Genomic DNA, 25,463 nt, shown 5'->3' with positions numbered 1-25,463 from the left:
GCGTTTGCTTCTGTGAGGTTTGCATTCACTTTATACTAAATGGAATTATTATCTTGCGCCACATTTACGCGCACAAGATAATTCGCCATGAAAAAACTACTGTTTTTTGCACCTCTGTTGTTAATGTTTTCATGCGGGCAGGGCCCGGCGCAGCAGCTCGAAAATAAAAAACTCAACCACCTCGCTGTCGAATATGTAAAACTTGGTTTAACCATAGGACAGTATGATGGTGATTTTGTAGATGCCTACTATGGCCCGGACTCATTGAAACCCAAACAGGAAGCACTGAAAACTTTCCCTAAGGATAGCCTGCTGGCATCGGCAAACAGCCTGATGAATGACCTGCGTACCATCGCCAATACTTCGAAAATTGATACTAATAAGATCCGCGCTAATTGGATGGCCGATCAGTTGATTGCTTTCAGTCGCCGGATCCGTATTTTTTCGGGAGAGGAAAGACCTTTTGATGAAGAATCGCGCGAGTTATTTGGTGTAGCTGCCCCGGTTTATACCGATGATTTTTTTAAGGGGCAGATAGCTCTGCTCGACAGTGTTTTGCCGGGTAAAGGTAACGTAAACGACAGGTTTCAAAAACTGGCTAATAAGTTCATTATCCCAAAAGATAAATTAGACCCTGTTATAAAAGCGGCTATTGCCGAAGCCCGCAAGCGCACAATTGCCCATTACCAACTACCTGCCGGCGAAACATTTACGCTGGAGTATGTAACTAATAAGCCATGGTCGGGGTATAACTGGTATAAAGGGGGGTATAAGAGCACCGTACAGATCAATACCGATCTGAAGATTTTTATTGACCGTGCCATCGATGTGGGCAGTCATGAAAGCTATCCCGGGCACCATGTATACAACATGCTGCTGGAGAAAAACCTTTACCATGATAAAGGCTGGGTTGAAATTTCTCTGTACCCGTTGTTTAGTCCGCAATCGTTGATTGCCGAGGGCAGTGCCAATTATGGTATTGAAGTAGCTTTCCCAGGTGATGATAAAATAAAGTTTGCGAAAAATGTATTGCTGCCGCTGGCCGGTTTAGATACCGCCGGTGCCGATCTGTATTTCAAAGCCCTCGCTATAAAAGGCACTTTAAACTATGCCCGCAACGAGGCAGCCAGAGGGTTGATCAATAATACCATGAGCCAGGATAAGGCATTGTCGTATCTTAGAAAGTATTGCCTCATGAACGATGAGACAGCTCAAAAATCGATCAGCTTTATCAAAAAATATCGTAGTTATGTTATCAATTATAATTACGGCCAGGATTTGGTAAAAAACTACATTGAATCAAACGGAGGTACTGCCAGGGCTCCCGCAAAACGCTGGGAGCTGTTCGGTAAGCTATTGAGCCAGGAGGTTGCGCCGGTTAGCTTAGTGAAGAAATAAAAGTATGAGTTCCCTGCAGAGGAATCCTGTAATGTCATGGCTTTATTAGCTATGGCATTTTTTATTGGCGAAATGGTATGCGCGGTAACGGATGAATAATTGTAAAATAATTTTTATTCATACATTTAGAGAGCACCGTTGCAAACAGGGGCATCATGTATGCTGAAATGCGTCGGCCCCCAATTTAACACCAAAATTTACATTATAAATGATTAACACCCGGTATTTGATAGCCCTGTGCTTTGCCGCAGGCATTTACACGTCCTGTAAAAATCAGCAAGGCAATCAAAACAATAACTATAGCGGCTGGCCTGCCTATGCGGGTTCAAAAGAAGGGTTACGGTATTCATCCAATGATGAAATTACTTTAAATAATGTAAACAAGCTAAAAGTGATGTGGACTTTTAGCACAGGCGATAAGGACACTGCCAACCTCAGCCAAAATCAATGCAACCCCATTATGGTTGATGGCATTTTGTATGGCACCAGTCCTAAATTGAAGCTGTTTGCGCTAAATGCTGCTACAGGCCTGCAAAAATGGCTGTTTGACCCCGCAAAGGATGATACCACCAATAACGGCGATCCTATGGCTTATTATAAGGTGAGCCGGGGGGTGATATACTGGCAAAATGATGATGGCGAAAAGAGGATTTTCTACAGCGTGGGTGCTAAAACCTGGGCTATTGATGCCGAAAACGGCACTCCGGTGCGCTCATTTGGCAAGGGTGGATATCTCGACCTTACTAAGAATTTAGACAGGGATACCAAATCATTTGTCGCAGGAACTACGCCCGGCGTGGTTTATAAAGATGTATTGATTGTTGGTGACCGTGTATCCGAATCAGCCGATGCGGCTCCTGGGCATGTGCGTGCTTACGATGCCCGTACAGGAAAGTTAAAATGGATCTTCCACACCATACCGCATCCCGGCGAAGTGGGTTACAATACCTGGAAAGATACAACAGCTTACAAAAAGTTTGGCGGAGCTAATAATTGGGCAGGTATGGCTTTGGATGAAAAGCGGGGGATCGTGTATATTCCCACCGGCTCGGTAGGTGGCGACTTTTATGGCGGGTTCAGGAAAGGGCAAAACCTGTTTGCCAATTCGTTGCTGGCACTTGATGCAGCTACGGGTAAGCTGAAATGGTATTACCAGTTTGTGCATCACGACCTGTGGGACCGCGACCTGCCCGCCAATCCAAACCTGGTAACCATTGTTAAAGACGGTAAAAAGATAGATGCCGTAACACAAATCACCAAGCATGGTTATGTATTTATGTTCGACAGAACAAATGGAAAACCTATATTCCCCATAGTGGAAAAACCTGTGCCAACTAAAGCCCTGCCCGGCGAAGAAGTTTGGCCTACGCAACCCATCCCAACTATGCCGCAACCTTTCGCCCGGCAAATGTTTAATCCCGAAGATGTTACCGACCGTACGCCCGAAGTGCACAGGGAAATGCTGTCAAAATATAACCAGGTTAAAAACCGGATCATGTTCACCCCGCCAAGCAAGGAGGGAGGTTGGATCTTCCCCGGTTTTGATGGCGGGGGCGAGTGGGGCGGAGCTGCTGTTGATCCTGAAAGTAAGGTACTATACGTAAACTGCTCTGAAATGCCATGGGCGCAGGTAATGATCGATGTACCTAAAACCAACACTAACGATCATTCACCGCAGGCATTAGGACATGTAGTGTATAATACGAATTGCATTGGCTGTCACGGCGCCGAACTGAAGGGTAATGGAGCGTCCTATCCATCGTTGGTAAACATCGGCAAAAAGTATACTACCGATCAGGTGAGCGGTATTATTGCTGCCGGCCGCAACATGATGCCTTCTTTTAAACAGATTTCGCCCGCAGATAAAAAGAACCTGCTTGCTTTCCTTCTCAAGATCCCTGAAACTAAGGCGGCGAAAGAAGTAGCCAAAGAGCCAACCGGTACTCGCGCCGCCAGCTCGGAGGCGGAAAAGAAAATGATTGATGAAGTCCCTTATGCCATGAATGGTTATAACCGCTTCTTAGATAAAGACGGTTATCCCGGCATAAAACCACCCTGGGGCACGCTCAACGCCGTCGACCTTACATCGGGCAAGTTGCTTTGGAAAGTGCCGCTGGGTGAGTATCCGGAGCTAACTAAAAAAGGCATCCCCGTAACCGGCACCGAAAATTATGGCGGGCCGGTGGTTACCAAAGGTGGCCTGGTATTTATTGCGGCAACCAAAGATGAAAAGATCCGTGCGTTTGATAAACGTACAGGCAAAGTGGTTTGGGAAGCTAATTTGCCGGCGGCGGGTTATGCTACCCCTGCAACTTATTCAATTGATGGTAAACAGTACGTAGTTATTGCCTGTGGCGGTGGAAAAATTGGAAGTAAGTCGGGAGATAGTTATGTTTGTTTTGGATTAACCGACTAACACCTCTTTATGGATTTATTTGAAGCAGTTTTTGATTTGTACGAGCAGATACGGTTAAAGGCCGAAAATGATTTTCAGGGTCTGATCAAATGCCAGTACACGCAGCAATGTTACAGCGATAATGGCGCTTTTTGCCTTGTATTGGAGGTCACTGTTTTAAAAAATATCTCTGATGATGATTATGGGCTTGTGTTTTCCATCAACGCTCAAACAGAACCAAATCACCCTGGTCATGAGAGCGATACAAATGGCATCTTTTTAATCGCCGATGTACATCATGGCGATAATAAGACGATCAGTAATTTGGATGAGCTTGTTTTTGACCCACAAAATGAAGATGCAGTTCAGGAGGCGTATGCTAAGATTGAGCAATTTGTTAAACCCTTTACCTCTGGTGTGAGTGATTTGCTTGTACACGGGTATGATCTGAAATTGGTTGATAACGCAACTAATTAGTTTCGAATGCGTAGAAAATATTGTTATTTTGGCTAAACAAAACAGCCATTTATATGCAACCTAAACTTTTGATACTTTTTATTGTTGCTGTCGGATTGTTTGGCTGTACTAAAGAAAAAATAAAAACACCCAACGAAATTGTCCCTCCTGTTAAGGTTAATTATGGAAGTGTAGTTGTCGGTGATACTACATATAAAACCATTGAAATAGGTAGCCAGATTTGGATGGCAGAAAGTTACCGAGGTTTTGGAAGTCCGTTGGCTATAGCAGTTTTTCAGGGGCATAATACCAATTTATACTACGGTTTATATATGACCGAGGACTATAAATTACCTGCCGGATGGCGTGTTCCTACCATAAATGATTATAACAAACTGAGTAGTAACGTAACCCAAACCAAAGATGGTAATGGGAATTATTTAGCCCTAAAAAGCGATAGCGCAAGAAAGCTTACTTCTCCATTTTTATGGAAAGGAACTGACGGTACAAACACACTGCATTTCAATGGAGAACCATCTGGTTATTATCTTCATTTTGGGCCAAGCGGGTTTTATCTTCACAACACAGATAGGGGCTACTATGTTATTGATGATAAAACATCTGATAAAAATAATAATAAAAAATTTTACTGTTTAAGTCCGGATTATGCCGGGATAGTTACAATTAATGATAGGGATAGTATTGGATACGCACTTTTGAGGTTGGTTAAAGACAAATAGGCTTTGCCAAATGTATTTAATGCTATATTACAGTTGTACAGGGAAGTATCTGGAAACTCAAAACTGCTCTTCATAAACCGCTCCTCCGGGCGTTTGCAGCTTATAATATTTTATCTGCCCCGGCCCTTCAAATTCAAAACGGATGCCTACAATACGGCCCATGGTGTGAGCCTGTTTAAATTCAAAGATCTGTTTGTTATTAAGATATATTTTCAGGTAATGGTCTTTAACGCTGCATCTCAGGTTTTGAAATTGCGACATGTCTGTGCCAAAGGCACTCAGGTCATGGTTTTTTCCATCAACCCATTCTTCACCGGTTAAAATGCCTATATCAGCGATGCATCCTTTGTTTACTATGGGGATCACAATAGCGGTGCCGTTACCTAAAATGGTAAGGTCGGCTTTGGCGCAGGCCGATTGGCTGGGTGTTGAGGTATTGCGCAAGGTGCAATCCATGGTGAAATCATCTGCATTAATTCCCGGAAATTCGCGGATGTTGGCAAACTTTACCCTGGTATTGTTAAAAACAGGTGTTCCGGATTTTTTCTCCATGACATCAGCGGTAATTCCCATAAAACCCTGCCCTTTAATTTCCTCCCGCGAAAGATAAACAGGTATGGGCTGGTGATCAATGATGCCTTTCCAGCCTTTGGTTTTGATAAATACCGATGTTTCCTTTCGCACATGTTTGTCTACAATTAGCTTAGCTATAAAATAGCCCGGGTCATAATAAATAGAGGTATACTGTTTGCCGTCGCCGGGCACTTGTTCGCGGCGATTAGGGTCCCATGATTGCTGGATAAAAACGCTATCAGAGTGAAATGCCGAAGCATCATAATTAAATACAACCGAGTTAGGCAAATCGTCAGAAACTTTCTTGCTGGTGAATTTTATTAAGCCGGGATCAATAGGTTTATTGCGCTTGCTGCTCATAAAAAACAATGCGCCCAATACCAGCAGCAATGCGGTGCCAAACCATATATAGCGTAAACCGGGTTTTGAAAACGGACTCACAACTGCGGTATCCGAATCATTTATTTTAAACGGTTGCTCAATTACGCCGTTAACCTGGTGGTGCTGCCTGAAATCCCGCCAACTGGTGTAGTCAAGGAAACGGACAAGGGCGTTCAGCGTTGCTGCATTGGGAAAGCTTTCGTAGCGCACCTTACCCCAGATCCTTTTCAGGGTTGATATACTGAGCTGCACCCGTGTTTTATCAAAGATCTGCTGGCTTAGCTGCTCAAAATCATCATTACCCCAAATATCACTATCACCCCAGTTTAATGTTCGCTCAATAAGCTGCCGGCATAACAAAAGCAATTGTTTTTCCTTTTCCATTGATCTACAGGTAATAATGTGGTTTAAAAATTCCTAAAATGCTTTGAACAAACTTGAACTTAACTTGAAATGCCACCCGTGCTTTATTGTAATGACAAATTTGCAAGCTTTGATTAAAGTTAAAATCAAAACCCATGAACAACAAGATTTTATTCATTGCCATACTAAGCATGACGCTCGGCGGCAGTTTTTGTTACAGCCAGCAGAAAAAAGTTACATATGATATCAACCGCCTTCTGAAAGAAAATAAGCTGGTTAAAGCCTATCCCCGTCAAACTGTTGCCGAAGTTACCTACGGCAGTAAGCAGGGCCTGACTACGGCTGGTATATTGTGGCTTAAAAACGTAAACTTTAAAACAGGTATCATAGATGTAGACTTGCGCGGCAGGGATGTTTTTCAGCAGAGTTTTTTAGGCATCGCTTTTCATGGTGTTGATACTACAACCAATGACGTTATTTATTTTCGCCCTTTTAATTTTCAAACCACAGATACGCTTCGCCGCAAACATACGGTACAATACATCAGCGAGCCGGATTTTCCCTGGGATAAACTCCGCAAGGAACATCCGCTGGTTTATGAAAATGCCGTAAATCCTTTTCCACTGGCCGATGCTTGGTTTCATGCGCGTATTGTAGTTAATGCCAATGATATTATTGTGTACGTTGACCATTCCCATCAACCCTCGCTTACTGTAAAAAAACTAAATAACCGGCAGAGCGGGCTCGTTGGCCTTTGGTCGTCCGGGCTGCCGGGCGATTTTGCCAACCTTGTTATTACTCAATAAGTATAAACCAACCATCATCATGAAAAAATTAGTCTTAATGTTAATGCTGTTTGCTGCCGTGGAAATACGGGCACAACAAAAGCATCAGGTATACAACCTTTCGGTTGTAAACCCTAAACAATGGATCATTCCAAAAAACGATACACTTGACTATGAGCTGGGCGCTTTCCAGGGACAAAAAGCGCTGCTCATCAAACGGAAAATTGGCGATTACAAATCGGCCAGTTTAGCGTATAAACCGGGTTTAAATTTTAAGGACGGTATTATTGAAATGGATGTAGCTTGTATAAACCGCAAAGGAGGCTTTGTTGGTTTGGCTTTTCATATCCGGGATGCCCATCATTACGAAACAGTTTATTTCAGGCCCGGGTCATCCGGTACCATCAATGCTATCCAGTACATGCCCGAAAAAAAGGCCGAGTTTAACTGGTGGGATTATGAGGCAACAAAATACCAGGCTAAAGCTATAATTCCGCAAAATAAATGGTTTCACATTACGGTGGTGGTTCAGAGTAGCAAAATGGAGGTTTATGTAGATAATGGCCCGAAGCCGGCCATGGTTTACACCCCGCTTGATCCATCATTGAAAAGCGGTGCGGTAGGTTACTGGCACGGCAACTGCCCACAGGGTGCATATAAAAATCTTGTTGTAACGGCTTTTAACTAAGAAATGATACTGACGGGATCTGTGCGCTCTCTGTCCGGACTTACGAGGTTTTTAAACTTCGTAAGTCTTCAACTGCAAAAAATCGCCCTAACTACATCGATGTAGTAGAAATATATAGTCAAATGGCTGTCCGGTGCTTGTTTTTATTGAACCAAAATCTGCACTTTTATAACTTGAAATGTGCCCTGCATAAGCACTTTAACCAGTTATTTATAGTCTATGAAATTTAAACACCTGTACAAATCAACAATTGCTGCATGTTTATTAGCGCTAAGCCTCAATTCTTTTTCGCAAAATAGTTTTAAACCCCAAAAGGATGTATTGGCCACCATCAAAAAAAACTTTGCTGATGCGGATGTACAATATAAATATATGGCCAAACAGTTTGGGCCGGAGCAATTTCCTAAAACGTATCACCCTAATACCGATAAGTTTGAAACAAGCAACAGCAGCTGGTGGTGCAGTGGTTTTTATTCAGGCACGTTACTAAATCTCTATCGGCAAACTAAAGACGCCGCACTGCTTAACGAGGCTAATAATAATTTAAAAGGCCTTGAAAAAGAACAATATAACAAAGGGACACATGACCTTGGTTTTATGATGTACTGCAGTTTCGGCACAGCAAACCATCTCGAGCCAAAGCCAGAGTATAAAGATATTCTGATTAACAGCGCAAAATCACTATCAACCAGATTCAACCCAACGGTTGGCTGTATCCGTTCCTGGAATTCAAAGGCTAATGATTTTCTGGTGATCATTGATAATATGATGAACCTGGAACTGTTGTTTTACGCTACCAAGGCAACCGGCGATTCAAGTTTTTATAAAATAGCGGTTACCCATGCTAACACCACTATGAAAAACCACTTCCGCCCGGATTTTAGCTCGTATCACGTAATTAACTATGATGAACAAACAGGAGCGGTAAAAGAAAAGAAAACCGCGCAGGGTTTTGCTAATGAGTCGGCATGGGCAAGGGGACAATCCTGGGGGCTATACGGCTATACAGTTATGTACCGCGAAACTAAAGACAAAAAATACCTTGAGCAGGCAAAAAATATAGCGCATTTTATATTGACCAATCCAAACTTGCCTGCCGATAAAATACCTTACTGGGATTATAACGCACCAAACATCCCTAATGCGTTGCGCGATGCTTCTGCAGCATCAGTTATGGCCTCGGCCTTGCTTGAACTTTGCCGTTATGTTGATAAAAAGGATGGCCTGGCATATTTTAATACAGCTCAAACTATTATCAAAAACTTATCTGCACCGGCATATAAAGCTGATTTGAACACCAACGGAGGTTTTATTTTGAAACACAGCGTGGGCCATTTCCCGGCAGGTACCGAAGTTGATGTACCTTTAACTTATGCCGATTATTACTTTGTTGAGGCTATGCAGCGTTATAAGGCTTTTACCAAATAACGCTATATTTGGCCCATGGCATTAGGTAAAGGCAGACTTGAAGCATTTAGTGATGGTGTAATTGCCATCATTATTACCATTATGGTGTTAGAGTTAAAGGTTCCGCATGGCGAAAGCCTGGAAGCTTTAAAGCCGCTTATCCCGGTTTTTTTAAGCTATCTGCTCAGCTTCGTATATGTAGGCATTTACTGGAACAATCATCACCATACCATGCAGGCTGTGCGGTCGGTAAATGGTAAAATATTGTGGGCCAATTTGCATCTCTTGTTCTGGCTTTCGCTGATCCCATTTGTAACAGGTTGGATGGGGGAGAACCGCTTAACCCAATGGCCAGTATTTTTTTACGGCGTAGTATTGATCATGAACGGGATCGCCTATCGGATTTTAGCCCTTAGCCTGATAAAACATCATGGCGAAAACTCATTGATAGCACAAGCCTTCGGCAATGATTTTAAAGGGAAAATTTCTGTGGTGCTATACGCAGTAGCTATTTTATGTACCTGGTTAAATCCTGCTATAAGCGTTGTAATTTATGTGGTGGTAGCCGGTAGCTGGTTTATACCTGATAAACGTTTTGAACGCCTTCTCGAATCGGAATAATTACTTACAGGTTGTGGATGTATGACAGCATCAGCCCCACAGAAAACTGCGAAGCTTTGGTATATCCCGGATCGCCGCTTAAGAAGTTCGTTTCATTAGGGTTATCAAAATTTATCGTTTGCAAATACTTGTTGGTTGTACCGTATGATAGCAGCAGGCCGGTACGCAGGTTGAACTTGCGTTTCTTTACGTTTATCCCTACCTGGGAGTGATAAATATTGTAATTGCCTGTATTTGACCGGTAACCCGAGTCGTCTGGATTATACAGGGCCTTACTTATATTATTAAAGTCAGTATGAAACGATAGGTACCCCATCAAATCGGGCTTGAGCAGATAGCTTGCACCTACACCAAAGTTAGTTATCGATTTACGGGCGTCATTAAACTTTAAAAATTCGGAAGTAAAGAAATCCTCGTTACTCTCCGCACCTTTTATAAAGCTTTGTTTTTTGGGTGTTATAATGTTGTATTCGCCAACTTTGGCAAAATATTCTGCAACAACATAAAACTGACCTCCTTTATAGTCACAGGCATAGCCCAATGCTACGCTAACAGGCGTTTTGTAATTTACTTTAAGACTGCGCTGTCTTGAGTTCGCCAATAAATTGGTGGTATCGGCTTCATGTGGTGTTATCAGATCGCTGATCTGGTTGTCACTTAACAAATTTCCACTGCCTGCCACATGTAGCAATGGTGATGATATGGTTAAGCCCAAATGGTGTACGCCATTGTCGTAAGCGAACCCTCCTTTAAACCTTAGCCCCACATTATAATAACCCGCGGTGTATGATTCCTGTACGTTTGAAAACTGCGGGAACCCAAGCCCCACGGTGTTATATAACGCCCTTGAACTTACATTGTAATCATAATCCTGTTTTCGGATCTGCCCCTCGGCAGAGATGCCAATGGCAAAATGGTCAGACGCCTTAAAGCCGCCGCTTATTATACCCGCGGTTTCATTAATACTGTTTACATTTCTATATTGACCCAAAAAGTACTCATTGCCGGGGCTGTAGGAGTCGTCAAGTACATTAAACGTGGCGTCGCGCTGTTGGTTAACCCGGTAGGTAATCACGGGGTTGTGGGTTAGCGCGTACCCGATAGTAAAAGGGTGGCTGCCTTTTAATGATATTGTTGCCGAGATCATTTGCGGGATAATATTGGTGGATGTTGATTTAAGATCGAGCCCGGTACCCGCTCCGTTCTTGATATTGATGCGGCCGTATTGGTAAACAGATGCATTGATAGAAGCCGTGCTTTTTGTACTGTAGGCCAGCAATGCCGGGTTCAGGAACATTACCCCGCTATCGCGGTTAAAGGCTATCACAGCGCCCGGAGTTAAAAAGCCTGCCGGGTTATAACTTGACGACCAGTAATTTGCATCCTGGGCTTTAATGGCTTGTGCAAACAGGAAAACGCACAGAAAAGTGGTAAGGATTTTTGTCATAGGTTCGTTTTTATATAAAAATATTATAAATTTATTTAAGTAGTTAATAATTAGTGTCTGTTTTTTTATTTTAAGTAAAAATTCTGTTGCGTATTAACTTAAACCTATTCTTATGAAATTTTTCGGGACTGTTTCGTTATTCGCGTTTATTCTGATCGTTATGAGTCTGGCTTCGGTGAGAGCCCAAAATTTGAGCCTTAGCCCTCCGCTAAACTTTTTGCCTGCTGCCACCACGGATAGAGCCATTGATATCACCAATTTTAAAGGGCGCTACTTTATTGCCTGGAAAGAAGCCGGGGCTACAGGCATTATTCATGTTTGCTATCTTGGTAAACAATATGATACCAGGTTTTCACAGCTTGATGCTACCGCCGGTACCGAAGTCAGCGCGTTTGCACCCGTGCTGAGAGTAACTGATAAACACATCTATGCTTTTTGGATAGGTACCGATGGCTCATTGAAGTATATCATCAATAGCAGCGATACCACTTTTAATACACAAGCTATTAAAACGGTGAGCTTTAATGGTTCGCCTAAGTTAAAGCTGGGAGTTACCGCTACGGTAATCAATGGCAAAGTCATGATCGCATCGCACGCCGATAATAAAAATGATATGGTTGTTGCCATGCTTGATGCCGGCGAAGATGGTGTATTTAAACCCGCTGTTTTGGAAACCGTGATGGATAAACGAAGTACCGACTATCCTTTTATTGTTACTTTATCTGACAACCACGCCCGTATTTGTTATACAAATGATGATGGTATGTTTTATGCTGATTACAATCCCGCGGATAAAACCTGGACAAAAAGAACTGCAGTGGAAAAATCAAAAACGAAAGTAGCCCCGGCAGTTTATCATGCCTTTAGTACTTCCCGTTTGTTTTATTTGTGGAAAGGATATAGCAAAGACAATTTCATTTACTACGCTTCAGAACATGAACAAAACCGGCCGGTAAACGGCTATAAATTGCCCGACTATTTTAAAACCCCGTACCCGGTATCGATATGTAGTGTTGATACTAAAAAGTTTATCATGGCTTTTGTTGGGGAAGATCAAAAACTTTACCTGAGCTATTTTACCAGCTATAACCCGGCGAGCTGGATGGAGGATACCCTGTTCCCGGCAAAAGGGAACTTTACGCTAAAGGACATAGTTATTCCGGGTGCGCATGATGCTGGTATGTCGGCATTGAATGGTACAGGAGGCATGCACGGAAGCTCCATTAATCCCTGCAATACACTTACCCAAAAACTAAACATCGGGAAGCAGTTAAATGCGGGCATCAGGATGTTTGATTTGCGGGTAGGGGCATTTAAAAATGCTATTTATACCAAGCATAGCTCATCCGATTGTATGGCCGATGCCATGGGCGGCGGATATGGCGAGCAGTTTAAGGATATTCTTGACTCGGTTAAAACGTTTCTTAACAGGCATAAAAAAGAATTTATAATTATAACCTTTAGCCATTTTTGCCCGAAAGAGGCCCCGGCCGATCATGTGGCCGATACCATTTTCAGCATACTTGGGAAAGACCTGATCTATAATAACAAGTCTAAAAGTATCGATAATATTAAACTGAATGACTTGGCCGGCAAAGTGATCATCACTTTTGAACAATATGCTAACCGGGAAAAGCTGGTCGACTCTAATTCCATGGCCGATAAGGCTAAAACTTTTCTGAATTTTCGCCGCGCTTACGCGGCTACTAATCAAATAAATAAACTGCTGGCAAAAGAGGAGCTGTTTTTTACATCGATGAAGGACGGAATCAATAAAAACGATCTGGTGCGGCTGGACTGGCAGTTAACCCAAAGCAGTGATGAGGCAGCTTTGATATGTAATGATTTTGAGGATGAAAAGGTAAGCCCGATTGTAAACGGTATAATGCTGCTGACCAACGTTGTGAAAAAAAATCAAAGTATAACCGACCTCGCCCAATTTGGCAACAAATACCTGCCATCTAAAATTAATGAGTGGATAGCCAATAGTACCATCAATAAAAATAACAAGCCTAATATATTATACGTTGATTCAGCCGGTTCCTGGATAACTGATTACTGTATTGAATTGAACGGTACGCCGCTCTATAATTAAAAGGCTGGTCACTTTTAACTAAAGTTCTAATTACCCAAATAGTTTACTCCGGCTGCTTTTAATTTCTTTATAACTGCCGCTGCTATATCGCGCCCTTGTTGATTGCCGTTAACAATAGCATCATTAAAATGAATACCACCATAAAAACGGGACAAAGAAGCCTCCTCAGCCGCCTGCTTAAATGATTTGAAGTCGCGGGGGCCAACACCATAGGGGATTTCTGAATCATCTGTGTAAGCAAAATTATCACCCAACAGATAACTTAATACTCCAGCCGACGAATTTGACAATACGGCATGGCCGCTTGGATATTCCGGGAATGGCGGGGTTTGCAACATGGGCACCCATTTAATATCAATGTATTTGTTAATATAGGTTTCGGGGCGGATGCCGTTACTGCGATATTTTTCGTCCCAGCAACTGATAAATCCATCCATTTCGGTCATGGCCACCAGTGTTGCTACCTGTACAGATTTATCAAAACTAAGCCCGGCTTTTTTTACGGCGATACCGACAATATTCATCCAGTGCCCACCCGGACTGATTTTTTTAAAACCGATCATCATGTGCCCCGATGTGGTGACAGCAAAAGGGTTGCAATCCCAGAAGTTGGCAATCATGATCTGCTCTGCCGACATGTTTTTGGATACCGTGTAAACTGCATAGGCCTCTTTATAAAACTCGCTGGTGCTATCTGTGCTGAACACTGCGGGTCTAACCGGCACAAACTGATCGGCTGAGTCAATAAACATCGGGCGAATGGTTTTCCAGTTGGGTTCAACGGCCTCCATATACATTGGAGGGGTAGGGAACCAGTTTTTACCACCTTTTATAGGTGAGTACCTGAGTCGGCCGCTCAGTTTGTTGTAATTATCTGATTTAGAATATTTAATAACCTTAGCCGTCATTTCGGTGGCAGCGGCTATCGATTGCTTGATCACATCTTCGCTGATTCCGTTCTCTTTAAGAAGGGCTACATATTTATCCTCATCATCCTGCAGCATAAAGCCCGATGGGAGCATCTGCTTTCCTGTTTCCAGTATACAATACATAGCGGCTATGCGATAATCGTACTTATCGGCCGGGATGCTGATCTGGTTATCCAGTGTGTAGCTTTTGATGAAATTGCCAACCGGTATTACCTGTTTATTGTTGAGACTAACCAAATTATAAGCCCCCAGGGTTACATAAGCATAATAGCGGGAGGCTGCGGGCGGGTTTACAACATCATGGATCATAACCGCCGAAATAGCGTTTACAGCCTGATCGATATGCAGGTACGGAAGAATGTTTTTCTTACTCTTTTGCGCGTAAGCTACTGTGCTTATCAGCGTTAAAAACAATATGGATATTTGTTTGATCATTTGTTTTAATTTTGTTTCAGTGCCAAGCCTTAAGCAATAGGTACTTAAGATTTAGTACTTGTAAAACTGCAGCGCCTGGCCCGATGCACCTATCATTACATAATTTGCACCGTTTATTTTTATTTCTGCGGCCGATTTTACGTCACCGTTTACCGATAGTCCGGCAACCGGTTGGCTTTGGTATGTGAAATTGCCTTTACCGTCGCCGGTAAGCAGGCAGCCATAATTTGCGTCAAAGCTCCCCAGTTTCAGGCGGTTATCTGAATGGTTGCCCAGCAGCAGCAGGTCCGTTTTGCCGTCATGATTAAAATCGCTGGTCAGGATCTCTGATACCGACGAATATTGGGCCTGCAATGGCAACCCACCTTTTACAAACTTACCACCACGGTTCATGAACAGGCATGTTTCAACCTCATTAGCTGTAAGCTTAGTGGCTTTAGCAAGCTCTTCGGGTGTAAAAATATCCTTCATAGTAGCATCGCAATAAGCTTTGTATGAAGCAAACCTTTTACGCATGGGGTAAATCTGGTCGTTCAGTTCGTCCCGACTTACAAAAGGGTAGCTTACGCCCTGTATATAAAAGTTAAAGAACGGATCTATTGAGCCGTTGCCGTCAAAATCAGCAAAATACATTTCGGCGGGCTCTGTTTGGCTGGCATGGATCTGCGTGTTTTCGCCAAGGTTCCCTGCTATGATATCCGGTTTGCCGTCGTCATCCACATCAGTAATGGTTAGCGTGTTCCAGAAACCGCTAACGGGATGATCAAAATATTTGGCTGTTTCATCAACAAAACCGGCTTTGGTGTTAGTAAAAACCATGATAGGCATAAATTCGCCGCATACTACCAGGTCTTTACGGCCATCGCCATTCAAGTCGGCCCATTGCGCATCTTTGATCATACCTATGCCTGTAAATGGTGCATCGGTAATTTCAAAATGACCACCGCCCGTATTGGTAAGCAGGTAGCTTTTTGGTGCAGATGGATAAGAACCCGGTGTAACGTTTGATCCGACAAACAGGTCAATTTTTCCGTCGTTGTTATAGTCACAAGGGCGTACGCATGATTTACTGCTGGCGGTTAATATCGGGAGGGAGGTACTTGAAAAGCTGAAATTGCCTTTACCATCGTTTAGATAAAGCTTGTCCTGCAGCTCATTAGCGCCGGGTTCTAATAGTGAATAGCCGCCTTTGGCTATATACAGATCGGGGAAACCATCGCCATTGGCGTCAAAAAACGCCGCTGCTGATGTGTTTTCTTTGTTAACGTCCGATATCTCCTGAACGGCATAATTGCCGCCTGCTTTTTGAATAAATATTTTGCTCGGTGTATTCTGATCACCGGCAATAAATAGGTCGTCAAGACCATCTTTGTTTACATCAGCTTTGGCTATTACCGGTCCTGTTTTTGAGCTCATGAACAGCATCAAAGGCTGGCGTTTAAAATCGTTGATGCTATTTTCAGTATGAGTATAATCAATAGTCGGTTTAGCTAAACTAAAAACAGATTTGGTAATGGCTTTTCCATTGGTTTTAAACACAGAATTGCCTGTTTTATAGGTGATGTTTAAGCGTTGATTTGCTTTAACGTTGCTAAGCAATTGCGATGTTTGATCGGGCCAGATGATCCGTACTGAATCTGCCTGCTGCTGATCACCCAACCCAAAATTTAAAACTGTGGATACGCACGAAAGATATCCCCTGTTAGGGTTAACCTCCTGGTACTGTACTTGCTTACCGCTATATACAAATACTTTTGAACCTATGGCATTGGTATTTCCTTCCGGTTGTTTAAGGTTTACAGCCAGGTAGTTCTTTTTACCGGTTTCCATGGTCATGTTTTGTAATATGGAAGCCTCGCTGTTGATATTATTGGTAACCAGGTCAAGATCGCCATCGTTATCAAGGTCGGCATAAACAGAGCCGCTGGAAATGCCACCTTTATTGATCCCCCAATCTTGTTTTTTATCGGTGAAGGTAAGGTTATGATTATTTTGGAAAATATAGTTTGACAGGGTAGTAGAGGGCATAGCTTTAACCAGGTCCATGAGCAGGAATGGTTCGCGGTTCATAGCTTTTTTTAGCTTATAATCGCCCCAGTACCGTAAAAAATCCTTGTTGGTATAATCGCGGAAGTAACCGTTGGAGATGAAGATATCCTTGTAGCCGTCGTTGTCAAAGTCGGCAATAAGCGGGCACCAGCTCCAGTCTGTATTGGAAACACCTGCCAGCTGACCGATTTCGCTGAAAGTACCATCGCCATTATTAACCTGCAGCATGTTGCGCATATATTGTTTGTACAGGTTCTGGTTCAGCATCAGCTCAAACGATTCGTAGTTTTCTTGTAGTTGTAACAGCTTTTGACGTCGGTTATCAGGCGGCAGCATGTCAAGTGTCATCATATCAGGAAGGCCGTCATTATTGATATCGGCGATATCAACCCCCATTGAAAATTGTGACAAATGTTTGAAGCACTTTTTGCTATCCTCGGTAAAAGTGCCGTTTCCGTTGTTTATGTAAAGGTAGTCGGGTTCGTTGTAATCGTTGGTTACATAAATATCCTGTAATCCATCTTTGTTAATATCAGCAATGGCAACGCCAAGGCCAAAGGTGAGGGGATTTTGAATGATGCCCACTTTTTTGGATACGTCAACAAAATGACCATCCTGGTTTTCAAAAAGTTTATTGCTGGCCAATTCGTCAGTTTCGGCTTTGGCCTGCGCAAATTCAAGGTTGCTGATTTTTTTAACGTTATGGTTAAGCAGGAACATATCCAGCTTGCCATCATTATTATAGTCAAAAAATACAGCCTGGGTACTATAGCCCGGATCATCAAGGCCGTATTGTTTGGCCATTTCAACAAATTTGCTGTTGCCTTTGTTGATGAAAAGCTGGTTGCGGCGTTTGGCATTATCACCAAGGCCGGAGTAACATACATAAATATCTAAAAGACCGTCGCCGTTAACATCGGCCATTGTAACGCCGGTTTTCCAGTCGCCGGGCCTGCCCGCGAGGCCGCTGCCGGCTTGCTGGGTAATATCTTTAAATTTAAGGTTCCCTAAGTTAAGATACAGTTTATTTTGACCAAGATTACTGGTAAAAAACAAGTCTTCGAGACCGTCATTGTTGATATCGCCAACGGCAACACCACCGCCATTGTACAGGTACTCATAGGAGAGCACATTGAGTTTTTCGTCCTCAATCAGGTCATTGCGGAATTTAACACTGGTTTCGTCGGGGGTAAGCAGCTTAAAAAGCGGCTGCTGCGCATTACCGCGCATACTTTGTAATGTAAACAGCGCAACAGTACAAAATGTAAAAGTGTTTAACCTTTTAAGTTTAAAATTAACGAGGGGAGAAGAACAACACATTATCAACAGATTTTATTTTTTCCGGATCGCAGGGGGATTTAAATTTACTTATTTGTATTGATAATTACCACCGGATTATTAATCCTTTTTGTTGTAAAAACCAAAAAACAAGGCTATGAAGCCATAGCCTTGTTTTTAAAGTGAATTATATAGGGGTATTATTTATCCCACCATACACGTGATGAAAATTTATCACCACCAGATAATGATTGAACTCCGCTTGCTAAACCTTTAGGGTTTGTTGATGACAAGTTAATTGGGTAAATAACGCGACGCGGAATTTGAGTATCAAACTGAGCTGAGTAAACAACAGGTGTTAATACAGGGAAACCTGATCTTCTCCAGTTTGTCCAGTTTTCGTTAAACATGAACAAGGTTGAAGTTTCAACCCAGTACTCCATGTTAATTTGCTGGAGCGCGGTAGCACTAACCAATGGATGTGTAGCAACATAAGCTGTGATGGCGGCAGCATCTACCGTAGCGGCCGAATTGATTTGCGCGATCGATTTCATGTTAGCAGCAAGAGCATTAGCATAATGCGTAGCAGCATTACCTGTATTCCAGTTCCTGGTCGAAGCCTCGGCAAGTAACAACTCGGTTTCGCCATAAGTTAACAGCATGTTGATGGTGCTTTTATCAACAGGGTTAATGCTTCCGGACGAGGTGTAATAAACTTGGAGCCTTGGTCTTGAATATTTGCCAAGTGGTGCAGGAGCATCAGTAGCGCTTACAGCCGGAGTTGCGCCCGGGTAACCTGATGCTTTTGATATATCAGTGGCTCCGCCGTTAAGATCATAGCCATTTGGCATACCTAACTGTTTACTGTAGGTATTATCGCCTGCAAGCGATTCATTTTCATTAGCTGCCTTTCCGTTTGCAGCAGCAATTTCAGCAATCGCGCTAACTCGTGGATCAGTAGTTGATTTCATGTAATCGATCAAAGTTTTTGACCAGCGTACTTCACGGAAATCATCGGTAGTTAATAAAGCGTTAACGATAGCATTGCTGTAACCATTCGCGTTATCTGTTTTTACTTTGGCGTTATCATCAACGCTGGCCATGGTACCACCGGCATAAGCTTTTTCAGCATATTTTTGCGCTGTAGCGGCATCAACTTTAGTTAAACGCATAGCAACACGCAGCATTAAAGAGTAACCAAACCGTTTCCATTTGGCAATATCCCCGCCGTAGATCAGATCAGAAGATGGTTTATCTTTTGCAGCATCAAGACCGCTTACTGCCGCGTCAAGATCTGCAAGCATAGCGGTATATATATCCTGCTGCTTATCAAACTTAGGGAAAAAGATACCCTGTTTTGCCATGCCTGCTTCTGAGTAAGGAACATCACCATAGGTGTCCGTAACGCGTTGTAAAATAAGTACCTTCATAATGGTTCCTATTTTATTCAAATTTGAATAGGCGGCCTTGCCCTCGGTAAGGTTTTTCATTTCCTGGGCGTAAGTTTCAGCGCCATAGCCTTCACTGTACACACGGCCAACATAATCGTTAAACGAACCGCTTTGGGTGTACTTATCGCCGTTACCGTAGTAGCCAAACGTTGAAGCTAATGACTGCGACCACATACTTTGAAAAAGCAACTGCGAGTAGCCAGTTTGCGAATAGTTAAGTTCAGCCTGCGCTAAAAGGAAGTTTGGATTGAACACTTCGGCCGACGTTTTATTAGGGTCGGTATTTATTTTGGTGAAATCTTTGGTACAGCCGGCAAAAAGCGACGCTGCAATACAAAGACCACTATATATAAGTTTCTTTTTCATCTCTGTTATTTTCTAAATTTAAAGTTAACATTAATACCGAATGTGCGGGTTGCCGGTAAGCTGGTACCTTCGATGCCTGCATAGTTGATATTGTTTGAGAAGCCTGATTCAGGATCGATATTGTCTGAATGTTTCAGGATGGTCCAAAGGTTACGACCTACTGCTGATACGGTAATACCGTTAAATGGTGAACCTTTCAATATGCCGCTTGTAAAGGTATAACCCAATGTTACTTGGCGTAGTTTAATAAAGTCGCCGCTTAATACGTTAAGAGCCGACACTTTATATAAACCATTTTGGTAGTAATCCTGCGCTTCAACATTTTTGGTGTTTGGCGTACCTGCTTCAGTAACACCTTTGCCTACTACACCTCCTTCACGGCCATCAAGTGTGATTTTGTTTAAACCACGGTAGATGCTGTAAGCGTTTGTTGCCGAAAGAATTTTATTACCAAAACGGTAGTCAACCAAAAACGAAAGATTAATATGTTTGTAGCTGAAATCGTTGTTTAAACCGCCGTAAATTTTAGGCACTGTTGTACCCATTGCTTTACGATCGGTGTACTCAGGATAACCGCTTGAATCGAAAATAATATTACCGCTTGCGTCGCGTTTGTAATCGTTAGCCATAATTTGCGGGCCAGGTAAACCAACTACGTAAGCAAGGTTAGCGTTTAACGGACGATAGGTGCCTAAATTTTGCGTAGTGCCGAATTCATCGGTTTTTAGCACCTTGTTTTTAACATAAGTAAAGTTAAACGATGGAGTCCAGGAGAATGATGAAGTTTGGATTGGTGTACCTTTAACCTCTAACTCCACGCCGCGATTTTGGAATGACTGAGAACCGATTAAGCGGGTGGTATAACCTGATGCAATGTCAAGTCCGCTACGCAGGATCTCGTTTTTAGTTTTACGGGCAAAATAGTCAAAATCAAAATTTAACCTACCGTTAAACATTTTTAACTCGGTACCGATCTCAATTTCCGAAAGGGTATATGGTTTTAAACCTGTGTTATAAAGATCAGATGAGTAATTACCGATAGTTATACCATTAATATTGTTACCCAGGCTGTAATAAGCCGAAGTGCCATAAGGCTCTTTTAGCTCACCGCTTGTTTTAGCGTATGATAACCTGATTTTGCCTAAATCAATATTCGGTATATGTGTCAACTCGGAGAAAATGAAGGCACCCGATACCGATGGAGTGAATATACCTCTGTTACCGGCATTAAGCGTTGAGTATGCATCATAACGGCCGCTGGTACCAATGGTCAGGAAGTTTTTAATCGCAAAATCAGCATTGTAGTAAGCCGAATGCACTTCTGATTTGGTGAAGCCATAACTTGAGTTTTTGCTGCCTACGTTGTTGATGCTATAGAAAAACGGTAGCGTGAACGGACCGCCGCTAAGGCTGGTATATTCGTATTGGTTTTTACGGGTTGCAGCACCTGCGGTTACGTCGAAACTTAACAGGTCTTTAACAATGTCGTGTTTAACACCAATTAAACCGTCGATGTTTAATTCGGATGTTTGCGTGGTTGATTGCTCGTCCAAGCCGCCCATTAAGCCCGAGTAGTACGCGGTACCGGTTGGGGTTACTTTAAAGCGGCTATCGTTAATGTTGTCATAACCTAAACGGGCCTGCGCGTAAATCCAGCTGGTGAAGTTGTAACGGGCAGTTAATGCTGTAATTAACCTTTTACGGCCGGTGTTATTGATAAACTTGTTGGCAGCAAAGTAAGGGTTGGTTACATATGGGTCGTCTGTCCAAACCTGCTCATAACCATTAGCGCCGTAGCCGGGGTTTAGGATAGATTGGTTTAAATTAGGGGCGATAAACCAGATGTTGTTTGGGTTACCCGGGCCGTCAGAAAGGCTTGGACGGTTTGTAGAGTTCTCAACCAGGTAGTTGGCCACGATACCGATGTTCAGTTTGTCGGTTACGTTTTGGTTGGCGTTTAAGTTGAAAGTTTTCCTGTCGAGTTTGCTGTTAGGTACTATCGAACCGGCATTCATATCCGAAACTGATAACCTGAAAGCTCCTGTTTCATTACCGCCGTCAAACGCTACTGTATTAGTATAAGTATTGCCTGTGCGGTAGAAGTTTTGCAGATTATTGTTTATCGCAGAATAAGGGTACATTTTGCCGTCAAACTGTATGGTTTGTGAACCATCAAGTTTTGAACCCCATGCTAAACGAGTTGACGCTTGTGCGTCGGATGCATTTTGAGGCTTTACACCACGCTGGCCCTGACCATATGTGGTTTGGAAATCGGTAGTGTTGTTAACCTTGTCGGCCTGGTAGTTGGTATTGAATTCAACACCAAAGCCCGAATTTTTTTTGCCGCCTTTAGTGGTGATCAAAATTACACCATTTGAAGCGCGGGTGCCATAAAGTGCTGAGGCTGACTGGCCTTTTAACACAGTGATAGTTTCAACGTCATCAGGGTTGATGTTGCTGATACCGTCACCATAATCCGCGCCACCCCATTCGCCGGATGAACCGCGCTGGGTGTTGTCCATCGGTACACCGTTGATTACAAATAACGGGCCGCCAGCTGTACCGCTGGTTACACCGCGTAATAAGATACGGGCTGAAGAACCCGGACCGCCACTTACACCGCTGATGCTCAGACCGGCCACGCGGCCTTCTAATGAGTAGGCTACGTTGCTTTCTTTCGCTTTATCAAGTAGGTCGCCTTTTACGGTTGTAATGGCGTAGCCTAATTTTTTCTCTTCTTTTTTAATACCTAAGGCAGTTACCACAACTTCGTTCAAATTGTTGTTTGAGGTTAAAGTAATGGTAATAGTTAATTTACCTCCCACCGCAACTTCCTTAGTGCCATAACCGATATAGCTCAAAATCAACACAGTGTTTGGCTGAACATCAAGCGTAAAGTTACCGTTGGCATCAGTTTGGGTACCGGTGGTGGTGCCTTTGATCCTGATGCTTACGCCTACGAGTGGTTCGCCTTTTTCGTCAACAACCTTACCGGTAAGTTTAGCGAAGTTTAAGTTAAAATTATAGTTTGATTTGGCATTTGCTTTTGGCGCTTCAGCAGCCGAAGCCTGCATATTCAAGAGCACCATACCTGCAAGGGCAAATTTACACAGGTTGAGGGATTTTGATACCCATGGCCTCTGTACACCCACCGGGTGTTTGAAAAATTTCATATTTTATTGAATTTAAAGGGAGTTAATAGCGAAGCGCCCTGGAAGCACAACGCAGTTATAAACATTCAAAAATCTTTTTCGGGGCAGTAATTCCCTCCGGGTAATTATCGCCTGTAGCGGGGAGAGTAAGCTTTTTTTACATAGGCATCAGTTTTCCTGGGTTTATTAATAATGTCATATAGTTTGGTTAATGATCACTGTGCTAAAGGAAATCTATCCTTTGTAGGGATGCACTTTAGTGATTTAAAGTGAGGACAATTAAATTTCAGCGATTGCCTACAAACCCATGAAAAATATTTTGCAATTATTAATTACCGGTATTTTAAACTGCTGTATGGAAAAAAAGAGATTGGTAAGAAGTGGATTAGTATTGCCCGCTGCCTGACATGATCATAGATGCAAGCTGTTCATCGCGGTCATAAATATCTTTGCGGAAGTTGAGCAGATTATTCCTGTCGGTAAAGGCGGTAAAATAAGCTATAAATACAGGCATCTTTTGTTTGAGTGTAACCTGCTGTTCTTTGCCAAGATGCATGGCTTTATTAATGCGGGAGGTTGTCCAGGTGCTGTCGTATTTTAAAAGAAATGAAGCCAGTTTTACCGGTTCGCCAACGCGGATACAGCCGTGGCTAAACGCCCGCGACGATTCGCCAAACAACGACCTTGAAGGCGTATCGTGCAAATAGATACTGTAACTATTGGGGAACAGGAATTTTACCAGCCCCAAAGAGTTTGCCGGCCCGGGCTTTTGCTGAATTACGGGAAGCCCGTTTTCCCGGCCGGTAATAACCATGTTATGCTCGTTAAGATAATTGGGGTTGCCGCGCATGGCCGGCAACACTTCATTACGCACAATGCTTTCGGGCAGGTTCCAATAAGGGCTGAATACCACATGTTGCATTTCGCCGTAAAATATAACTGTTTGATGTACTTTTTGTCCCACTACCACATTGCAACTCCATAATAAGCTATCGGCATGGTAAACGTGCAGCTTGAATTCGGGGATATTCACAGCGAGGTAGTCGGTAGTTAAACTTACAGGCAGCCAGCGGCAGCGCTCCATGTTTACGATGATCTGTTTGATCCGTGACTTGAGCGGTACATTCATTTCGGCCATAGTTCCGGGGCCGGGTAAGCCATCGGCGCTAAGGCCGTGCCTGAGCTGGAATTGGGTTATTGCTGCTTTAAACTCGTCATCAAACCTATTGTTGAGCGTATCGCCTTTAAAATCTTCCAGTTTATATAGGCGGGCTTTTATGCGGGCAACTACGGCCGACGAGTCGCCGGGTTTGAGTTTTTTGTTGATAATAATTGGTTCCCAGCTCTCATGGGCATCAAGCCGGCGGTATTTGGCCAGAAAGCTTTTTAGCAGATCGTACTGACGGTATACCGGCTCGCTTATAGCAGGGGTTTGTTTCGAGGTTTTTTTTAAGAGGGTATCCAGGTAATCATCATATGCTATCTTTTTACGCGGCAGGAACCAGTTTACCGAACGGCTAACCGAGTCGCTCATGCCCCGGAAAGCCAGTTTTGAAAACGCGAAATATTGGGCAGTGAGCATTAACTCGGTGCCGATATCAGGTTTTTTGACCCTTGTTTTTGAATGATTGTCAAATATCAGCGAGTCTAAATCTTTTTGATAAGGGATACCTTTATATATGCCTTCGTTTTGCAGGTTCATTAGCCTGTCGTTCAGGTTACCGGCCTGTTCAATTAAGATGCCTTTTTCATACCACGCATAGGCAAATTTACGCTTACGGTAAAAACTCCGCAGATCCTGCTCATAGGGAGCCAAAGCGGGATGGCTTTGCAGAAAGGCAGCGATGCGGGTGCTGTCAAATACAAGTTCGGTTTGATCACTAAAGTTACCCGGAATAGTTTTTGTCCATTCCTTGGCCATTTTCTTTTTTAGGGAATCGGCTTTAGAAAGGAGATGTTTTTTGGTGTTGTTTTTACAGTTAGAAAGGACTAAAACACTTAAAGCAAGTACGATAATATATTGTGGTTTCAGCCTGTTCTGCATAGTTAATTTATTAGTTATACGGAACGTAAATGAAAAGATTTTGTTTTGGAAAAGGAAAGGGTACTGAATGTTAACCGATATAAAATACCCGTAGAGCACAGGAAATACCGATATTGAAAAAAAGGATGAATATTTTTTAAATAAACTCTACTAAGTTTATAGATATTATAGTATATTTGTCATGTAATATTCAAAAACAGATGACGGGTAACAGTTTAACCATCAGCAACAAACATATACCATCCGAAAACCGGGGCACGGTGTACATGCCCATGTGTTGCTGTTGTTGAAATTCTCTCCACCTCAGATAAGCTGTTACGCACCTTTAAATTTACTGACCTCAATTAATATATTTTTATGAACACATCCAGCAATAAACAATTAAGCAGCGCCATCCCGCCGGGCTTGCT

General features: G+C 42.9%; 16 protein-coding genes. 9 read left to right on the top strand and 7 right to left on the bottom strand.

Features of this window, described 5'->3' with window-relative positions; all coding sequences use genetic code 11:
• Positions 1–87 precede the first annotated feature (87 nt).
• The 4 genes from ABIC84_RS06465 to ABIC84_RS06450 all read left to right on the top strand — a co-directional run bounded on the left by ABIC84_RS06465 (position 88) and on the right by ABIC84_RS06450 (position 4,989).
• Entirely contained in the window at positions 88–1,398 is a 1,311-nt protein-coding gene (locus ABIC84_RS06465) for a hypothetical protein (RefSeq protein ID WP_429263040.1), read from the top strand.
• A gap of 208 nt (positions 1,399–1,606) precedes the next feature.
• The gene (locus ABIC84_RS06460) at positions 1,607–3,814 is read left to right on the top strand and encodes a PQQ-binding-like beta-propeller repeat protein (RefSeq protein ID WP_429263039.1); all 2,208 of its coding nucleotides are present in this window, start codon (positions 1,607–1,609) and stop codon (positions 3,812–3,814) included.
• A 9-nt stretch (positions 3,815–3,823) separates the two neighbouring features.
• Complete coding sequence (locus ABIC84_RS06455; protein WP_429263038.1) at positions 3,824–4,270, top strand: hypothetical protein; 447 nt, start codon at positions 3,824–3,826, stop codon at positions 4,268–4,270.
• A 53-nt stretch (positions 4,271–4,323) separates the two neighbouring features.
• The gene (locus ABIC84_RS06450) at positions 4,324–4,989 is read left to right on the top strand and encodes an FISUMP domain-containing protein (RefSeq protein ID WP_429263037.1); all 666 of its coding nucleotides are present in this window, start codon (positions 4,324–4,326) and stop codon (positions 4,987–4,989) included.
• A 57-nt stretch (positions 4,990–5,046) separates the two neighbouring features.
• Here ABIC84_RS06450 and ABIC84_RS06445 read toward each other — a convergent pair whose 3' ends face one another.
• Positions 5,047–6,327, bottom strand: a complete 1,281-nt coding sequence (locus tag ABIC84_RS06445; RefSeq protein ID WP_429263036.1) for a hypothetical protein — start codon at positions 6,325–6,327, stop codon at positions 5,047–5,049.
• Positions 6,328–6,461: 134 nt separating this feature from the next.
• On the opposite strand from ABIC84_RS06445, the gene ABIC84_RS06440 reads away from it, so the two are divergent.
• The 4 genes from ABIC84_RS06440 (at position 6,462) to ABIC84_RS06425 (ending at position 9,807) form a co-directional block, all read left to right on the top strand.
• On the top strand, positions 6,462–7,112 hold the full coding sequence (locus tag ABIC84_RS06440; RefSeq protein ID WP_429263035.1) for a hypothetical protein: 651 nt from the start codon (positions 6,462–6,464) through the stop codon (positions 7,110–7,112).
• Positions 7,113–7,131: 19 nt separating this feature from the next.
• Complete coding sequence (locus ABIC84_RS06435) at positions 7,132–7,779, top strand: LamG-like jellyroll fold domain-containing protein (RefSeq protein WP_429263034.1); 648 nt, start codon at positions 7,132–7,134, stop codon at positions 7,777–7,779.
• Between the two features lie 219 nt (positions 7,780–7,998).
• Positions 7,999–9,207: a glycoside hydrolase family 88 protein gene (locus tag ABIC84_RS06430; protein WP_429263033.1), complete on the top strand. Its 1,209-nt coding sequence runs from the start codon at positions 7,999–8,001 to the stop codon at positions 9,205–9,207.
• A 15-nt stretch (positions 9,208–9,222) separates the two neighbouring features.
• Complete coding sequence (locus ABIC84_RS06425) at positions 9,223–9,807, top strand: TMEM175 family protein (RefSeq protein WP_426588851.1); 585 nt, start codon at positions 9,223–9,225, stop codon at positions 9,805–9,807.
• A 4-nt stretch (positions 9,808–9,811) separates the two neighbouring features.
• On the opposite strand, the gene ABIC84_RS06420 is transcribed toward ABIC84_RS06425, so the two are convergent.
• On the bottom strand, positions 9,812–11,254 hold the full coding sequence (locus ABIC84_RS06420) for a hypothetical protein (RefSeq protein WP_429263032.1): 1,443 nt from the start codon (positions 11,252–11,254) through the stop codon (positions 9,812–9,814).
• Between the two features lie 112 nt (positions 11,255–11,366).
• Between ABIC84_RS06420 and ABIC84_RS06415 the strand changes: the two genes are divergently transcribed.
• Positions 11,367–13,349 carry a phosphatidylinositol-specific phospholipase C domain-containing protein gene (locus tag ABIC84_RS06415; protein ID WP_429263031.1) on the top strand — a complete coding sequence of 661 codons (1,983 nt, stop codon included), beginning with the start codon at positions 11,367–11,369 and terminating at the stop codon, positions 13,347–13,349.
• A 26-nt stretch (positions 13,350–13,375) separates the two neighbouring features.
• Here the strand turns inward: ABIC84_RS06415 and ABIC84_RS06410 are convergent, their stop codons facing one another.
• The 5 genes from ABIC84_RS06410 to ABIC84_RS06390 all read right to left on the bottom strand — a co-directional run bounded on the left by ABIC84_RS06410 (position 13,376) and on the right by ABIC84_RS06390 (position 25,053).
• A complete protein-coding gene (locus ABIC84_RS06410) occupies positions 13,376–14,713 on the bottom strand; it encodes a vanadium-dependent haloperoxidase (RefSeq protein ID WP_429263030.1) in 1,338 nt (445 codons plus the stop codon).
• 51 nt (positions 14,714–14,764) lie between these two features.
• Positions 14,765–17,992 (bottom strand): VCBS repeat-containing protein, encoded by a 3,228-nt coding sequence (locus ABIC84_RS06405; protein ID WP_429263029.1) that lies wholly within the window; start codon positions 17,990–17,992, stop codon positions 14,765–14,767.
• Positions 17,993–18,240: 248 nt separating this feature from the next.
• Positions 18,241–19,857: a SusD/RagB family nutrient-binding outer membrane lipoprotein gene (locus ABIC84_RS06400; RefSeq protein WP_429263028.1), complete on the bottom strand. Its 1,617-nt coding sequence runs from the start codon at positions 19,855–19,857 to the stop codon at positions 18,241–18,243.
• A 5-nt stretch (positions 19,858–19,862) separates the two neighbouring features.
• Positions 19,863–23,030: a SusC/RagA family TonB-linked outer membrane protein gene (locus ABIC84_RS06395; RefSeq protein WP_429263027.1), complete on the bottom strand. Its 3,168-nt coding sequence runs from the start codon at positions 23,028–23,030 to the stop codon at positions 19,863–19,865.
• 364 nt (positions 23,031–23,394) lie between these two features.
• On the bottom strand, positions 23,395–25,053 hold the full coding sequence (locus ABIC84_RS06390; protein WP_429263026.1) for a L,D-transpeptidase family protein: 1,659 nt from the start codon (positions 25,051–25,053) through the stop codon (positions 23,395–23,397).
• Positions 25,054–25,463: the final 410 nt, after the last annotated feature.

The organism is Mucilaginibacter sp. 3215 (assembly GCF_050433785.1).
Classification (GTDB): domain Bacteria; phylum Bacteroidota; class Bacteroidia; order Sphingobacteriales; family Sphingobacteriaceae; genus Mucilaginibacter.
This window is presented reverse-complemented; position numbering and strand designations above follow the sequence as displayed.

Coding starts and splice junctions, on each gene's coding strand:
- ABIC84_RS06460 (WP_429263039.1), top strand. CDS start 1,607: ATGATTAACACCCGGTATTTGATAGCCCTGTGCTTTGCCGCAGGCATT.
- ABIC84_RS06450 (WP_429263037.1), top strand. CDS start 4,324: ATGCAACCTAAACTTTTGATACTTTTTATTGTTGCTGTCGGATTGTTT.
- ABIC84_RS06420 (WP_429263032.1), bottom strand. CDS start 11,254: ATGACAAAAATCCTTACCACTTTTCTGTGCGTTTTCCTGTTTGCACAA.
- ABIC84_RS06390 (WP_429263026.1), bottom strand. CDS start 25,053: ATGCAGAACAGGCTGAAACCACAATATATTATCGTACTTGCTTTAAGT.
- ABIC84_RS06405 (WP_429263029.1), bottom strand. CDS start 17,992: ATGCGCGGTAATGCGCAGCAGCCGCTTTTTAAGCTGCTTACCCCCGAC.
- ABIC84_RS06435 (WP_429263034.1), top strand. CDS start 7,132: ATGAAAAAATTAGTCTTAATGTTAATGCTGTTTGCTGCCGTGGAAATA.
- ABIC84_RS06415 (WP_429263031.1), top strand. CDS start 11,367: ATGAAATTTTTCGGGACTGTTTCGTTATTCGCGTTTATTCTGATCGTT.
- ABIC84_RS06445 (WP_429263036.1), bottom strand. CDS start 6,327: ATGGAAAAGGAAAAACAATTGCTTTTGTTATGCCGGCAGCTTATTGAG.
- ABIC84_RS06410 (WP_429263030.1), bottom strand. CDS start 14,713: ATGATCAAACAAATATCCATATTGTTTTTAACGCTGATAAGCACAGTA.
- ABIC84_RS06465 (WP_429263040.1), top strand. CDS start 88: ATGAAAAAACTACTGTTTTTTGCACCTCTGTTGTTAATGTTTTCATGC.
- ABIC84_RS06440 (WP_429263035.1), top strand. CDS start 6,462: ATGAACAACAAGATTTTATTCATTGCCATACTAAGCATGACGCTCGGC.
- ABIC84_RS06400 (WP_429263028.1), bottom strand. CDS start 19,857: ATGAAAAAGAAACTTATATATAGTGGTCTTTGTATTGCAGCGTCGCTT.
- ABIC84_RS06455 (WP_429263038.1), top strand. CDS start 3,824: ATGGATTTATTTGAAGCAGTTTTTGATTTGTACGAGCAGATACGGTTA.
- ABIC84_RS06395 (WP_429263027.1), bottom strand. CDS start 23,030: ATGAAATTTTTCAAACACCCGGTGGGTGTACAGAGGCCATGGGTATCA.
- ABIC84_RS06430 (WP_429263033.1), top strand. CDS start 7,999: ATGAAATTTAAACACCTGTACAAATCAACAATTGCTGCATGTTTATTA.
- ABIC84_RS06425 (WP_426588851.1), top strand. CDS start 9,223: ATGGCATTAGGTAAAGGCAGACTTGAAGCATTTAGTGATGGTGTAATT.